The organism is Vibrio sp. VGrn 2 (genome assembly GCF_009361695.1).
Lineage (GTDB): Bacteria > Pseudomonadota > Gammaproteobacteria > Enterobacterales > Vibrionaceae > Vibrio > Vibrio diabolicus.
Genome location: NZ_RBWD01000013.1, coordinates 1 through 14929, shown reverse-complemented (window position 1 = coordinate 14929; position 14929 = coordinate 1). Strand labels below are relative to the sequence as shown.

Sequence of the window (14929 nt, the reverse complement as noted above, 5' to 3'; positions counted from 1 at the left end):
CTTATTTTATCAAAAAGGGCTAACTTGCGTTGATTCTTAGCCTATAAGCAATTGGCTCTTTTATGATTTTTTCATCATTGAGCAAATCTGTGCCTTTAACTCTCCAAATTTTTGGCATTTTACTATCAGCCTCGTAAACCACATAAAAATAGTAATTACTATTTTTCGTTGCAACATCTAACTCATTAGCTGACATATATATATTATTAGTTCCCACTCTATGAGTTGTGGATTTAACTTCTATTAGCCTTTCAGTGCCATCAAGATTATATGACTTAATGTCATAGCCAACACTATCATCTTTTTCTGCCATGTACTCTACTAATTCCCCCAAATTAGGTTTTCCATTTTTAATCAGATAATTTCTTTCTGCCTTTAAAACTATCAGCTCGCCTCTATTGCCGATTTTTTTTAATTTTTTCGAACGATTTATGTAGTCAATTTTGTTACGTTTACGTTCTTTTCTATCGCTAAGCTCTGCCAATTCATCAGTCGTTAGTTCCACATAAGAGAAATTTACAACCTCTATCGGTGGAAAGTCTTTGCCTTTGAACTCTTTCAGTTCATCCGGTAGTTTCTCTTCTTTTACTTCGTCATTTGGACTTCCGAATGATTTATATAAAAATCGACTAAACTCATATACACTCCATTTTTTCATGACTTGATCAGAGTTTTTATAATGGAGTAATAATGCTTGCTTATCCAATTCACTTCTAGAAGAGTTTTCGATGCAAAGGTTATCTATGAAATAATTTAGATGCTTAGCTGAAAAGATATTCATAAAGTCATCAGGGTAATATACAGATAATATTTTACCCTTAAACATAGGTGATATGGGAACTTTCTTTATAACTTCGACATCGTCTTTTTTTTCAATGAGCATAATGATTGAATTGATTATTTTTTTAAAAGCAATGTCTACATTATCACCATATTCTTTTCTACCTATCCTATACTTTCTACTCTTATCCTCTCCAAACTTCCCATAGTAAATACCAAACTTCGTCGCTGGACTGCCATGAATGTTACCCCATTCATTAAGTTCATTTTCTATTCGATTGCAAAATGTAGACTCACCCTGACCAACCGCATACTCCTCTTTTTTAAGAGCAAGTAATTTGTTAATAGAGTAATCTGAAGTAAATTTTTTACGTAACTTATTTATGGATTTAAAGTCAGAAGCAACCTCGCCTCTAACTTTTTCAAACTCTACTTGATACTCTCTTAGTTCTCTTAAATTCATCTAGTTAACTCTTCAACTTGGAAAGATGGATACTGCTTTTAATGCTAACTTCAAGGTTATAACGCCCTGTTAAGGGGTGAGCAACGCAATACCAAAGCCGCCGCATACCACCTTAATCACTTAAACCAACGCATAGTGAAAATGCCACGCGTTGCGAATCCCTCTTGAACAGTTTGTTAACTGAGCGCCTTTCAGTTTTCGCCGATCTTTCAGCCACTTTCGCCAAAGCTCGTTTTGCTAATTAATGATTAGCAAAGCTAACTCAAATATGTATTTAACCAAAAAATTACCGTTTATCTTTAGTTTGAAATACGTCTCACAACACCATACTTCGGCGATGTAAGTTCGCCGAACTAATCGCGAATGCCTTATATTATTAGAAGGTTTTGTGCCGCCTTTCACATCAGTAAACTTAAGTATCAAACTGAAATTAGTCGCATTAGCTCAGCTAAGGAAACCGACCGAACACGCTAAATCTCTGAACCTAGAAACTGTATCATTGTGCTTTCGTATTTTCTGCGCCAGTTAACGCCTTGTTAAGGTGTGAGGCACGCAATACCGAAGCCTCCGCAAACCACTTTAAACACTAAACGCAACGCATAGTAAAAATGCCACGCGTGCCGAATCACTCTTGAACAATTTGTTATAGCTTTTCTAACTTGGCAAATGAACTTGCAAGCAACTTAATCTCTCCGGTTTCATGAAGCCAAATATAAACTTCGGGCTTGAATTGGTTTGACTCTTTTAATAAAACCATTTGATCACCAAGACCATTACTAGCAATTGCCAATGCATGATGAGGAAAGTTGCCAAAACCGAAACACAACTTGGTCTCTGTAATAATATGATTACAAGTACGAGCTAACCTTTTTCGATCAGAGTTGTCCTTGATTGGGTAAAGTTCCCAATCAGCTTCTTCGGTCGTTGCTTCACCACCATTGGAAATTTTCATTGATTCACGGTAATCATGAGGGAGCCTTGCACCAAGCTCCATCTCAGTATTAACTAATTGTTCTTCTGTTAAGTTGAATGCCACTTTTTACTCCAAAGCTATAACGCCCTGTTAAGGGGTGAGCAACGCAATACCGAAGCTACCGCATACCACCTTAAGCACTAAAAGCAACGCATAGTAAAAATGCCACGCGTTGCGAATCACTCTTAAACAGTTTGTTATATTTTTTTGTCTTTAAAACCTTTTTCGAGCTTCTGTCCTAATGAAGTGATCAGTGCACGCTTTGGTTTTAAGTCTCCAGACTTTTTGTCACGCCCATATACGACTGTAATATTGGCTTTATAGTTTCGCTCAAAAGCAATTTGCTCAAGATTCTCGTCTGAGTTAAAGCTAATTGGAATCCTTTTGTTTTCGGAGAACGAAGGAATATGCGCAGCCCAGCCAGTTTTATGACGCTCCAGATCCATGCTAGTAATGTAAACATCGACGTTATTTTGAGGGATAGATACATCGCCCTCATTGAAATCATAACTTGGAAGAGCCTCCACCAACTCACTATCAAAAGTTACTATTGGTGCATCAGATGCATTGGCACCAGAGAAAAACTTAACTTCAGCTCCCTGCTCTAACTTAGCTGGTGCAATAATTTTTCTTGCTTCTTTAGCAACCTTTGTTTGACCATGCACCTCAATTGCATGAGCAATTGCAGACTGAATTGCATCTGGCGTTGTACCGTATGCTTCAGCTCCTATATTAATGAATATGTTATTGTTTGCTTGGATTGTAGCCGTGCTCTCGTCGCGCCCACCAAGCAACTTTTTCATATGATCAAGAGCCATAGAGGCTCCTGTTACAGCAAGTATTGCTACTAGTACAATCAAGCCGTTTCGAATATTCTTGTTAGTTATTCCTGCATTCATAAGTTTTTCATGAGCCCAGTCGTTTACACTAGTCAAATGGCAGTCTAGTGATTGCTGACTACCAAAAGCTAAACCAATTAATAAGACCTCCCAAAGGCTACCTTTACTGACCTCATCAACGTAAATCTTGATGTCTTCAATAACGAGGCTGTCATCAAGATGTTCAAGCACCGTTGGAAGCATTTTTATTAATTCTGAATACCCTTGTAATGATGCGATAACATCATCCAACGGAATTGGTTCTTTGTTGCTATAGTAAATTTTTTCTTGTGACTCAATATACATCTTTATCCTTAGAGCCTAACCTAGCCAATTAAAAATATAACGCCCTGTTAAGGGGTGAGCAACGCAATACCGAAGCCACCGCACACCACCTTAATCACTAAAATCAACGCATAGTGAAAATGCCACGCGTTGCGAATCCCTCTTGAACAGATTGTTAGAGCGCAACTCACAGGTTGAACAGAACTTTCAAAAGAGAATTTACCAAGGAAGAGATCCCTAGAAATAGAACCACTGGCAAACCTATCGCTATTATCAGTTTAAACTCGACAAACTGACCTACAACTGCATCACCATATCTACCGCCCAGAAACTTTCTCGATTCGTCTCCTACCGTAGATTTGACTTCATCTGTGACCGTCTTGCGATCTTTACCTATGAATTCTTTAAACAACATAAAGCCGAAGGGAGCGATAATAATGCCAGCGATAAGATATGAAATGTATTCAATTATGTCCGTCATATTCATTATTTTTCTCCTGCGCTCTAACGCCCAGTTAAGGGGTGAAGCACGCAATACCGACGTTACCGCATCACGCCTTAATCACTAACCCCAACGCATACCAAAAATGCCACGCGTGCTGAATCCCTCTTGAACTGTTTGTTAGCACGCTGCCCTTAAAGCCTTTGATATACGCCAAGGTATTGAAATATAGCACGAAACTGTTGGCTAAAAACACTGAAGCCAAACCGAAAGATGCCAAACTTAAAACTAACTTCAAGACTTAAGTTGGCTAGAAGAAAAACATGCTTAACTACCCTTTTTCATCAGTTTCAAATTAACAAAGGATACGGGCTTCGGACTTTAACGACAGCGCAATAAAAAGTGCTTTAAGCTTATAAACCAAACGCAACAATGAAACCGCACCAGCGAAATAGCCCAATAGTTAGAAACCGTAAACGGTGAAATCAAAGCGAAAACAACTCATATAGTGCCACCGGAGCGAACATGAAAGGCACATTTGAACCGGTGTAAAGCAAGGAAAATAAACCAATAAACACTAAGACTTTTTACCTCTGATGCCAACCCAGTGCTAACGCCTTGCTAAGGTGTGAGTAACGCAATACAAAAGCTACCGCACAGCGCCTTAATCACCATAAGCCACCGCAAAGTAAAAATGCCACGCGTTACGAATCACTCTTAAGCAATTTGTTAGTACATGCGCTACTTCTATTTATGCGCTCCAAGATATTGAAAATTGAGATGATATGAAAGGCTTTGAACATTGAAGTGAGACGGGCAGCTACAAAACTTAAACTCGGTTAAGAGGCGAAAGTTGGCTAGAAGAAAAACGCACTGAACTGCCCTACTTTTACTGGCTTCAAATTAGAAAAGGATTCGTTCCTCGCACTTCGACGGCAACACCAAAGAAAGACAATTCTGACTTATTAAAAACCACGAAAGAGAAGAAGCACCAAAGAAATAGGCTAAGAGTTGGAAACCGTAAACGGTGAAATCAAAGCGAACACACCGCATATAGTGCCACCGGAAAGAACGTGAAAGGTACAAACTGTAAGGTGTAAATACGAACACCGAAACAGATAAACACCGAAACTTATGACCTTTGATGCCAACCCCGTACTAACGCCCTGTTAAGGTGTGAGCAACGCAATACCGATGCCTCTGCATACCACCTTAAACATCAAACGCAACGCATAATAAAAATGCCACGCGTTGCGAATCACTCTTGAACAGATTGTTAAATGGCTAGTTCAGGAGGATTGAGAAAGCTCTCCAAATCACTACCGCCAATAGTTGAGTGATCTTCATCGATAACGTGTAACCTGTTTAGCTTTCTATTGTCTTTGTAAAGGTTCCACACACCTTCATGCATCCCTACCACAATATTAATCGGATAAACTCTTTCCATCGCTTGAATCATTCGCAAGTGCATAGCTTTTGCGTGACCACCAACAAACATAGTCGGAGCTAAATGTAACCCTTTTCTGTTATCATGAATAACAGTTGGCTCTTCATCACTATGCCAAGTATGCGCTGTCATATACATACCTACAAATGAGACCATTAACTCAGGAAATGGAGGCATAGACTTGCATTCATGCGCAGCAATCACATCCACGCTGGATACTCGGTAGAACGAACGTTTACCATTGGCAAAGTCTCTATCTTTAACTCTTTCAATAGTTAAATTTCGTTTTACCACAGCAAGATCTGGCGCAAAAGAGATCATTTCATCAAGGTTTGAGTAAATCTTCAATTGTTGGCGAATTTCGTACTCAGACTCACCTATTTTAGCAACAACAAAAGAAAAGTTATCAGGGTTACCATTTGGGGTTGTTAAGTAACGAAACTCATTTTCCGTAGTTAAGTTTTCAACACTAAGTTCAAAGCCAACCTTCTCATAATAATTAAGCAATGCGTGAAAACAACCTATTTCAAAAGACGCAGACAACTCACGACTTTTTTTACTAAATGTATATGAATGTTCCTCCGCAAAACCTGAAACTAAAGCTTCAACCGACGCTAACCATGAATCATCACTGCTCACTTTCTAACAACCCTTTATGGATACCATAAACAATATCATTTGCCGAACTGTAATTAACCAACCACGGTGAAATACCTAATTGAGATAGCAGAAAAAAGAAATCAGCGTTTGCATTTGATATCTTCCTATTTCTCGATTTATCAAACTTAATTGAGCTGCCATACTTTATAGGAATGCTAGCTCCAATACCTGTTTCAGATATATTTAATGCAGAACTCGCTAATGGACCTAAAACAAGCTGATAGAATGAATTGAAAGCAAAAACCACATGTAATTTTTGATCACTCCAACCATTTCTGTATAAAACGAACAACATTTCGTTGTTCTGATCTTTCATATATGTCAACTGGCGCTTGAAAGCGTCAGTTCTATTAAAGATCTGTTTTTTGACATCCCACTCTAAGTACTGAGTCAAATCATCTAAAAACTTCAATAAATATCTCCTGCCATTTAACGCCTTGTTAAGGTGTGAGGCACGCAATACCTAAGCCACCGCATACCACCTTAACTACTGAACCTAACGCATAGTAAAAATACCACGCGTGCCGAATCACTCTTGAACAATTTGTTAGCATACTTTTTCAATGCTCATAGATCTTTAAGTGATTCTCTTAGTTTATCCATAGTTTGAATTCCAAGTTCACTACTAACCCAACCGTACTGGTCGCCATGAAACCTAGGGAAAATATGCAAATGGTAGTGATCCAGCTCGTTGAAATGAGGTGCCTCTCCATTGTTTTGCATAAAGCCGATACCATCGGGATTGAATTTAGCTTCTATACGTTTATATAAATCTCTTGCAACGTCGGTGATCTCAAAAAAACACAGACTCAGGCAGGTCAATGAAAGTACGGTATTGAGTCTTAGGACAAATTAAAATATGCCCAAAGTTGATTGGATCATGGTCTGCAAAAGCTATAACTTGGTCAGATTCGTACACGATGACCGAGTCAATTTCACGATTAACAATTTGTTCGACTATCGTAGCCATCTGAACTCCCTTCAAAGTATGCTAACGCCGCATTAAGGTGTGAGCAACGCTACCACAAAACCTAACCATACCGCCGTAAACACAAAACCCAACGTTGGAATGAAAAATGCCAAGCGTTGGGAATCACTCTTAAATGCTTTGTTATGTGCATACTTTGCATAGCGAGCCACAACATGTCACTCGCTTTTGCCAATTACTTTTGCCTAGGTGCAAACTTACTGAATGCCGACATTCCAAGGATGACAGGGTGGTATGATATTCTATTAATATCACGTGGATCTTTATGCTCAAAATTCGAAATACGAGTGACATTAAGTTCACCCATTTTACCCCATACAATTCCACCGAAAGTCTTGCTATCGGATAATCGAGTGTTTACATATGTCCCTACAGTACAATCTAAAATGATGTTGTCATCTATCGTTATCCAGGTATGACAGTCCAAAATTTCTGGAGCTCCATTTTTTAACCACTTCAAACATTTCTCTTGGTTAAATGGAAACTGAGACTCTCCATCAGTCACGAACTCACCAACAGTGAGGTTTGCATTGATAGAAGGATAGTATTTTTGAATAAATGACAGTATCGCTACGTGTACATTGCCGCAGTCGCCACCAAATCTAGTCGCCACATCGCGAAAGCCGTTCATTTTATAAACAGGAATTACCTCACCTGCCAAAATATTAGCTAGCTCAGTCACCAATGCATCTAAGTCATCAAGTGAAGAGCCACGTTTAGTTGTATCAAAAGCAAAGCCTTGCTCCCTGGTAAACCCTTCAGCTTCAACGATCAAATCTTTATACGAATTACTGATGAGCTCTTCATTTTCAATTGCATTTGAAGAAGTGAATGCTGATTTAATTTTATCTATTAGTCCCATAACGGCCTCCTATTTTCGACTGTATATGGGGACAAAATTCGAATTTTCAATGGGATAGATTCACATAACGCCCTGCTAAGGGGTGAGCAACGCAATACCGAAGCCGCCGCACACCACCTTAATCACAAAAATCAACGCATAGTAAAAATGCCACACGTTGCGAATCCCTCTTGAGCAGTTTGTTAGTCGCGAGGCACCGAGCGACAATTCTAAGCCAAACTAAACTTTGCGAACAACAAACTTTATGTGCTTTGATGCACTTAAGTCAGGCGTAGTCTCAAAGCGACTATTCAATGAAACCACTTGGAACAAACAACTCCGCAGAAAACGTCATTTCAGCGAGTCAATCGGCTTTTGTACCGATAAACTCGCCGAGCGGAGTTGCAACCAAAAACAGACTCTCGATTACCCTACTCTGTATGCATCAAAGAACAAAACAACCGCTAGGACAGGCACAAAATTTTGGACTTAAAACAGCTAGAACTAAGCTCTGATGATCGACGATTAATCGGTGCACCAAGAAAACAGCTGCAAAATTTTAAGCTCAGAAACATGATTTTGATTGCTAGCTTTTTCTGGCGACTAACGCCCAATTAAGGTGTGAAGCACGCGACCACAATACTCAATTTGACCACCGTAAACACTGAACTTAACTCAAACCAAAAATGCCACGCGTGCTGAATCACTCTTAAATTGTTTGTTAGTACTCTTACCCTTTGAGAGCCGATATGAATTGATTTATGTCGCTAATTGAATGTGCAAGACCAAGCTCTATAACTCGATAAATACTTTCCTTAAATGTATCTCCATTATCTTCAACATCCATAAATGAATGAACTTCAATAGAAGACTCATGATTGCTAAACATCATTCCCGCTAATTTTCCCGTTTCAGTGCTAACCAAAGGGCTTCCACTAAAACCTTTTAAAGACGGAAAAGATACTTCTGTAGTTGTTTTTGCTTCAGGGTGATCCGAGGTCTCGTGCTTTGACACAATGTAACCTTTAAGCATTCTTGCATTAACTCGTACGTCAGCACCAATTTTACCAATGTTGTTGAAGCCAAAAGCTCTTACATCATGACCCGGCAAACAATCTTCACCATCCATCGGAAAAATTCGGTAATCTGGCTGCCCCATGAAAGCACCTAACGCAAAATCGTAGTCAGCATGCACTCTAATATTATAAATAGGTTCAATAACACCAGTATTTAAGCTTTTACCGACCAATACTTCACCCTCTTGAACCATTTGTACGATATGCCTACAGGTTGCAATTAGCCCCTCATTTCCTACGAAAAAAGCCACACCTGCATATCTATCGATCTGCAAATGAATATTTCCACCTTGAATCGTTTGTTTTGCTATAAGCAAGGGGATTTGATAATCACCGTAATTCATAATTACTCCTGAGTACTAACGCCCTGTTAAGGTGTGAGCAACGCAATACTGAAGCCTCTGCATGCCACCTTAACCACTAAACCTAACGCATAGTAAAAATGCCACGCGTTGCGAATCACTCTTAAACAGTTTGTTAGCCTACTTTGCAGACCGAATCATTTTATTTATCATTCGCTCTTGTCTTGCTATAGCTTTTTGCAAAGTATACCGAGATACATAGCGATCATTTACCTGTCGATTCTGTTTACGCAGCACCGACTTTTGGTGCTGATTCATCGAAGCGTTTAGACAAACTTGAAAATCGCCCTCGTCCTCAAAAATTGTTTCAACAAAACCTATTTGTTCGTACATCAAAACAGCTTTCACTTTGCATAGTTTCATTGTTTTGATTAATTCTTTATCTAATGTAGTTACACAAGGCAAACTAACTGTATTACCTTTTTCCTCTGAAAGTAACGTTTCGGTATAACGGAACAAAAAGAGATCCCATGAAAGAGCTCGAATCCTCTCCAAGGATTTTTCTTTCGGAGACTTTAAATGAGGCTCATTAAAGACTGGTGTGAAATCTTGATAGATAAACCCAATCAACGCTTTCCAAGCGAAATATAGTTCCTTTAAAGGCAAGACATTCAATTCTTTTAAACAAAATTCAACTAGGTCGTGCAGTGCATTCTCTAAAACAACGTTTGGTGTATCCCAGCATATATTCATTGTTTTCAGCATTAGAAGATAGACTAGATCTCTTCGATCAAGTTGTTTCCAAACAAAGCTACTCGATCTGTAAGCCTCCCAAGTGGCCTGAGCTTTTTCGAACATTTCAGGGGTAGTCTCAAACGAAAACTCTTTTTTACCGACAGGTGTGTTCAGAATTTTCTCATCGAGATAATGTGCTGCTGCTACTTTATAGATAGGCCATTGGCAATTTTCAGAAACGAAAAAGCGAAGGTTTTCTAACATAGGAAAACCAAAGTCGTATCCCCCGCCTAATTGTGTCGTTACGATGCCAAGAATTTTTTCCACTCTATCCTTAGTCGTCAAATCCTCACCACGAAAGTATTTTGGAAGATCAGAGACCAAATTCGTGTCAAATAACGCCCTTTGCTTAAAAGCAAGATTTGCTTGGCCAGAGTTCATCTGAGCCATTATATCTTCTGAGTAAACCAGTAGCTTAGATCTTGAGAATACATCTGCAAACAAATTTTCATCTTTGAAATTGTTTACAGGTGCACCTGCATTATCTGTTGAGTATATAACTCGACTTCCTTTAAATGCTTCGGCGTCACTTTGAATAACATCTAACAGCGAGTTCCTTTCCGTCGATTCCAAAAGTGAAGCTTTTGCCCTTAAAATTTTATCTCTATCCACTCTAAACCATTCCTGACTTATTTCGTAAATCTACGTATGTAGGCTAACGCCCTGTTAAGGGGTGAGCAACGCAATACAAAAGCCGCCGCATACCACCTTAAACACTAAAACCAACGCATAGTGAAAATGCCACGCGTTGCGAATCCCTCTTGAACAGATTGTTAGCTTTGTATTACAACACTAGCATTAATATCAAAGGTCCCAAAACTGCAACAACCATCATCAAAAACCAGAGATAAATCATCAATGATAGGTAGAGCGAAAATATCCCTTTTACAGCATTCTCCAGCTCGATACCTTTATTGTTCTGTAAAAAGTACGCTAACTCTGCCCTAGGAATGGAGCCTGCAACTTTTCGAAACTTAAGCTTCAAAAGCATAAGACCCATTGAGGTAGGTACACTAAGCGCCAACAGATACAACATGTAAGACATGAGGGTGTTTTCGGGAGATTTGTTACCTGAAACTATAGCCGCAATAATGATGACTAAGAGTAGAGAGGAAAAACCTTTAAATGATGAAAAGACTGAGTCTCGCGTTTTAACATATAGCCAAAATAACGGCTTATCGATTATTTTCATTTGTTTCTCAAACAGCTAACGCCCAGTTAAGGGGTGAAGCACGCAATGACCAAGCCACTGCATAACACTTCAACACCGAAGCCAACGCATACCAAAAATGCCACGCGTGCTGAATCCCTCTTGAACTGTTTGTTAACTGGATTTGCAAAGGTGGAGCGCTTGCTCTCCCGATTTTGCGATAATTACACGCTTATTGCTTGTAAGTGTATTGAGTTTGTCCATTATTATGGGTTTCGAATTTTTGGGATAGTTCCATAAAAATTTGATGAACTCGATATCAAACCTTTCATCGCAACCTTCCGCTAAATCTGGACGCTTACTACTTAATAATGTTCTCTTTAGCGCTCGATAGATACAGGTATATCGGTTGACATCTAAGAATATTACTGTGTCACAAGCTTCAAACCTTATATCAAGGGTGCTCTGGTAATTACCATCGATAATCCAACACTCGCTTTCACAAAGGCTTTTTTGAATTTTGAGCCAGTCATCTTTTGGAGTTTTAACCCAATTTGGTTTCCAATATAGCTGATCGAGATGATAAACAGGCAAATTCAACTCTTTGCCTAATAACGTCGAAAATGTGGATTTCCCTGAACCGCCAGAACCAATGATTGCAATTTTTCTCATCGAACTCACCTCATCATCAATCCAGTTAACGCCCTGTTAAGGGGTGAGCAACGCAATACCAATGCCGCCTCATACTACCTTAATCACTTAAACCAACGCATAGTGAAAATGCCAAGCGTTGCGAATCACTCTTGAACAGTTTGTTAGCTGACAATTTTACCGAGTGCATCTATCCATTGCTCTGGGTTCGCTACAATAAACTCGTAACACGTATTGTTGGCTAGTTTTATGCGAAATGCATCCGTAGTGATTGGAATTACACCACCACCTTTGCCAAAGTACTTAGCTACGGCAGCAATGTCTTGGCGCTTTAATTGATATGGACCAAAACCCAACTTTTCGTTGTACGGAATAAAAATTAAATCCGACTCCGTTAGTTCTAATTTCCCATCGGCTTTAGTCGCACCGACTTGAATTGTAGCTGTTGAAGACTTAATTACTTTATCAGACATAACGTACCCTCTTCCTTGATTTACTTTTGTCTGCTAACGCTCGCTTAAGTGGTGAGCAACGCTACCACAACACTCAATTATTACACCGTAAACACAAAAGCCGATTCAAACCAAAACCGCCGAGCGTTGCGAATCCGTCTTGAAGCGTTTGTTATGTTTTACCACAACCGACTGATTTATTTGGCAATGAACTGCTTTATTGACCATGTTCTAAGATGTTAGTCACACACTCAAACTCGCTTGGCCACCAAATGCACCAAATACAAAGCGCGTAATTCCGCTTCCCTGCCCAATGAGGCAACCCGTTCAATGTTCAACAAGTACCCTACTTTTCCCATTTAAAGCGTAAAACAATGGCAAGTTGCCGAGACAACTTCCAAGCCGATATGCTGTTTGGCAAATACACTGACAGCGACTTTACGCCAGAAAAACTATCAACACGTAGGCGCGACTTCGAATTGAAGCAACCCACGAATGTTGAAGCGTAAAGTCGGTAGAGGAATTCAAGAACTTGAACAGACAAAGCAGAGTTGCTGAGGCTACTCGATCAAACGGCTAAAGAGGCCAAAGAATCACAGCCCAGAAATCATTTTACTCATTGAAAATCAAAGAAAACATAACGCCGCGTTAAGGGGTGCCGGCACGCAATACATAAGCCTCTGCAAAGCACCGTAAACACTGAACCCAACGCATACTAAAAATGCCACGCGTGCCAAATCCCTCTTAAACGCTTTGTTATGTATTAGATTTTGTATGGGCTAGCAGATTGAAAAATATTGATTTCTTCGTAGTCTGTAAAATATAAAATAGATTGCTCGACCTGTTCAAAAAATCCATTTAGATCTTCAGGTTCATCGTTTTGCACTGGGTATTTATAATGAACAAAGCTATTCCTTTTCTCCGAAAGCTTCGTCATTACGTCTAAATGCTCTTTTTCTAAAGGAGGCAATTCAATTAACTTCAAGAACCAAGAGGTCTTCGCTCGATTATTTAGTGATGTGATCACTTGTCTGAACTCTTTTCCAATAATGTCTTTTCGGTGAAGTTTCGCTTCCAAAATGCCGTTTATCCAATGTTCCCACCAAGTTGCATAGATGACCAATGCCAAATCTATTTTCTTTGATGCAACAAGGTTTCTGGCTTCCTCAAGTAGAGTTCCTTTATGGTCTGTGACCATATTGATCTCTTCCCCTGACGCCAAAAATTCTTCTAAGTATTCGTGTATTTTCTTCGTTGCTTCTTCATCAGACAACCCTTTAACATCAACAGCTCCGTAACCGATAGCTGAGCGGATGAATGACTTCACAATGCCTGAAGCCAACTCTTTTTCTTCTTCACTTTCGAAGAGTATTTTCTCTGAACTCACTAATCTCTCCTGATACATAACGCCTTGTTAAGGGGTGAAGCACGCAACACCGATGCTACCGCATACCGCCTTAACCACTAAAACCAACGCATAGTAAAAATGCCACGCGTGCTGAATCCCTCTTGAACAATTTGTTAGCCCGATACCCGACTAGTACATATACCCTAACCAGTCTATATGACCAACTGCCCAAGTTTTACCGCTAATCGGTTTAACATACAAATCATCGACTTGATCAACTGCAACCCCGTAATTCTTATGTTCATGTATTCGCAGCCAAGAGCTTAAAGAACTAAGACGAAGATAACCATTAGACGTATAAAAAGCATCTAAATCGGAGATTAAAATAATAAAGTCGACGTCTTTGCTTGAGGCATATTCGCTGAGTTGAGACAACATAGCAGTGCCAATACCATTTCTTTGAGATGATTGTTCAACACAGAAGTCACTAACGCCCAATACTTTATAAATTTCATCGCCGACGCTGACAACTCTGTAGTCCAGTCCCATGTAACCAACCAGTTGATCATCTCTGTACTTTAAAGCTCTCATATGCGGGAGTTGTTTATAGTAAGAACGAGTTACTTGATGTTCAGGAAACGATTTATTTTTGAGGACTTCAATTGAGTTATGCTGCTCTTTAGATAACTCTATTTCTGGGTAAATATCCATATTTGACCTTTGAGGGCTAACGCCTTGTTAAGGTGTGAGGCACGCAATACCGAAGCTTCTGCATGCCACCTTAACCGCTAAAACCAACGCATAGTCAAAATGCCACGCGTGCCGAATCACTCTTGAACAGATTGTTATATGCGTACTGGCGAGCTGTTAAGCACATTTTCAAAGTCGACCTTGCTCATCACTTTTACACCTCTTTGCGTTTCCCATCCTTTAATAAAGGGCACATCTACAAAGTGAGAACTCTGAACATTGTTCAAAACAAAATCTTGCCTCCTTTCAAGGCTTCCGTTTCGTCGGGGAACTAAACGTTCAGAAATAGAGACAATTACCCCAGTGAACGCCAGTCCATTATCTCGGTCAATGATATAAGCTCTATGATTTGGCTTAATTGAAGAAAGCTGAGCTCTATTGAGAGCATAACCAGTAGCATGCTCTAACTGGCTAGCTGTAACAACGTCCCTTTTACCCTCGCTTTTCACTTTTTCTGCGGAGTGTCTTAGTACAATTATATTCATAAATATCCCTATTAAATTACGTTCCATTCTCGAGCATATAACGCCCTGTTAAGGTGTGAGCGACGCAATACCGATGCCTCCGCATACCACCTTAATCACTTAATCCAACGCATGGTAAAAATGCCACGCGTTGCGAATCACTCTTAAACAGCTTGTTAGTTGC

Annotated in this window: 16 protein-coding genes and 1 pseudogene; 1 reads left to right on the top strand and 16 read right to left on the bottom strand. The window is 39.6% G+C overall.

What is annotated here, in order from left to right; genetic code table 11:
- Window positions 1–19: 19 nt before the first annotated feature.
- The 13 genes and pseudogenes from D8S93_RS18955 to D8S93_RS18830 form a co-directional block, all read right to left on the bottom strand.
- The gene (locus D8S93_RS18955; RefSeq protein ID WP_152814806.1) at window positions 20–1243 is read right to left on the bottom strand and encodes a DUF3883 domain-containing protein; all 1224 of its coding nucleotides are present in this window, start codon (window positions 1241–1243) and stop codon (window positions 20–22) included.
- Window positions 1244–1886: 643 nt separating this feature from the next.
- A complete protein-coding gene (locus D8S93_RS18945; protein WP_109170396.1) occupies window positions 1887–2279 on the bottom strand; it encodes an SMI1/KNR4 family protein in 393 nt (130 codons plus the stop codon).
- 134 nt (window positions 2280–2413) lie between these two features.
- Complete coding sequence (locus D8S93_RS18935) at window positions 2414–3400, bottom strand: hypothetical protein (RefSeq protein WP_193621646.1); 987 nt, start codon at window positions 3398–3400, stop codon at window positions 2414–2416.
- Between the two features lie 166 nt (window positions 3401–3566).
- Window positions 3567–3866, bottom strand: coding sequence for a hypothetical protein (locus D8S93_RS18925; RefSeq protein ID WP_038892926.1), 300 nt, complete (start codon window positions 3864–3866; stop codon window positions 3567–3569).
- A gap of 1231 nt (window positions 3867–5097) precedes the next feature.
- Entirely contained in the window at window positions 5098–5907 is an 810-nt protein-coding gene (locus D8S93_RS24865; protein WP_017634126.1) for a hypothetical protein, read from the bottom strand.
- Window positions 5897–6340, bottom strand: coding sequence for a hypothetical protein (locus tag D8S93_RS18905; RefSeq protein ID WP_152814800.1), 444 nt, complete (start codon window positions 6338–6340; stop codon window positions 5897–5899). Before D8S93_RS18905 ends, D8S93_RS24865 begins: the two co-directional genes overlap by 11 nt.
- 155 nt (window positions 6341–6495) lie before the next feature.
- Window positions 6496–6898, bottom strand: a pseudogene (locus D8S93_RS18895) (HIT family protein).
- A 193-nt stretch (window positions 6899–7091) separates the two neighbouring features.
- Window positions 7092–7778 (bottom strand): hypothetical protein, encoded by a 687-nt coding sequence (locus D8S93_RS18890; protein WP_152814794.1) that lies wholly within the window; start codon window positions 7776–7778, stop codon window positions 7092–7094.
- A 709-nt stretch (window positions 7779–8487) separates the two neighbouring features.
- On the bottom strand, window positions 8488–9177 hold the full coding sequence (locus D8S93_RS18870) for a S1 family peptidase (protein ID WP_152814789.1): 690 nt from the start codon (window positions 9175–9177) through the stop codon (window positions 8488–8490).
- Window positions 9178–9315: 138 nt separating this feature from the next.
- Window positions 9316–10542, bottom strand: a complete 1227-nt coding sequence (locus D8S93_RS18860) for a hypothetical protein (protein ID WP_152814786.1) — start codon at window positions 10540–10542, stop codon at window positions 9316–9318.
- A 172-nt stretch (window positions 10543–10714) separates the two neighbouring features.
- Window positions 10715–11122, bottom strand: a complete 408-nt coding sequence (locus D8S93_RS18850; protein WP_122067390.1) for a hypothetical protein — start codon at window positions 11120–11122, stop codon at window positions 10715–10717.
- 132 nt (window positions 11123–11254) lie between these two features.
- The gene (locus tag D8S93_RS18840) at window positions 11255–11752 is read right to left on the bottom strand and encodes a DNA topology modulation protein (protein ID WP_152814784.1); all 498 of its coding nucleotides are present in this window, start codon (window positions 11750–11752) and stop codon (window positions 11255–11257) included.
- 143 nt (window positions 11753–11895) lie between these two features.
- Window positions 11896–12204: a hypothetical protein gene (locus D8S93_RS18830; RefSeq protein WP_152814781.1), complete on the bottom strand. Its 309-nt coding sequence runs from the start codon at window positions 12202–12204 to the stop codon at window positions 11896–11898.
- A 353-nt stretch (window positions 12205–12557) separates the two neighbouring features.
- Between D8S93_RS18830 and D8S93_RS25300 the strand changes: the two genes are divergently transcribed.
- Window positions 12558–12692, top strand: a complete 135-nt coding sequence (locus D8S93_RS25300; RefSeq protein ID WP_264674660.1) for a hypothetical protein — start codon at window positions 12558–12560, stop codon at window positions 12690–12692.
- 254 nt (window positions 12693–12946) lie between these two features.
- Here D8S93_RS25300 and D8S93_RS18825 read toward each other — a convergent pair whose 3' ends face one another.
- The 3 genes from D8S93_RS18825 to D8S93_RS18805 all read right to left on the bottom strand — a co-directional run bounded on the left by D8S93_RS18825 (window position 12947) and on the right by D8S93_RS18805 (window position 14766).
- Entirely contained in the window at window positions 12947–13570 is a 624-nt protein-coding gene (locus tag D8S93_RS18825) for a hypothetical protein (protein ID WP_152814778.1), read from the bottom strand.
- Window positions 13571–13720: 150 nt separating this feature from the next.
- Window positions 13721–14242, bottom strand: a complete 522-nt coding sequence (locus D8S93_RS18815) for a GNAT family N-acetyltransferase (RefSeq protein ID WP_152814775.1) — start codon at window positions 14240–14242, stop codon at window positions 13721–13723.
- Between the two features lie 134 nt (window positions 14243–14376).
- Window positions 14377–14766, bottom strand: coding sequence for a hypothetical protein (locus D8S93_RS18805; RefSeq protein WP_109170439.1), 390 nt, complete (start codon window positions 14764–14766; stop codon window positions 14377–14379).
- Window positions 14767–14929: the final 163 nt, after the last annotated feature.

Bases quoted from the DNA above. Each gene is read 5' to 3' on its own strand.
- D8S93_RS18925 (WP_038892926.1), bottom strand. From the start codon at position 3,866: ATGAATATGACGGACATAATTGAATACATTTCATATCTTATCGCTGGC.
- D8S93_RS18815 (WP_152814775.1), bottom strand. From the start codon at position 14,242: ATGGATATTTACCCAGAAATAGAGTTATCTAAAGAGCAGCATAACTCA.
- D8S93_RS18955 (WP_152814806.1), bottom strand. From the start codon at position 1,243: ATGAATTTAAGAGAACTAAGAGAGTATCAAGTAGAGTTTGAAAAAGTT.
- D8S93_RS18935 (WP_193621646.1), bottom strand. From the start codon at position 3,400: ATGTATATTGAGTCACAAGAAAAAATTTACTATAGCAACAAAGAACCA.
- D8S93_RS18890 (WP_152814794.1), bottom strand. From the start codon at position 7,778: ATGGGACTAATAGATAAAATTAAATCAGCATTCACTTCTTCAAATGCA.
- D8S93_RS18850 (WP_122067390.1), bottom strand. From the start codon at position 11,122: ATGAAAATAATCGATAAGCCGTTATTTTGGCTATATGTTAAAACGCGA.
- D8S93_RS18870 (WP_152814789.1), bottom strand. From the start codon at position 9,177: ATGAATTACGGTGATTATCAAATCCCCTTGCTTATAGCAAAACAAACG.
- D8S93_RS25300 (WP_264674660.1), top strand. From the start codon at position 12,558: ATGGCAAGTTGCCGAGACAACTTCCAAGCCGATATGCTGTTTGGCAAA.
- D8S93_RS18840 (WP_152814784.1), bottom strand. From the start codon at position 11,752: ATGAGAAAAATTGCAATCATTGGTTCTGGCGGTTCAGGGAAATCCACA.
- D8S93_RS18830 (WP_152814781.1), bottom strand. From the start codon at position 12,204: ATGTCTGATAAAGTAATTAAGTCTTCAACAGCTACAATTCAAGTCGGT.
- D8S93_RS18805 (WP_109170439.1), bottom strand. From the start codon at position 14,766: ATGAATATAATTGTACTAAGACACTCCGCAGAAAAAGTGAAAAGCGAG.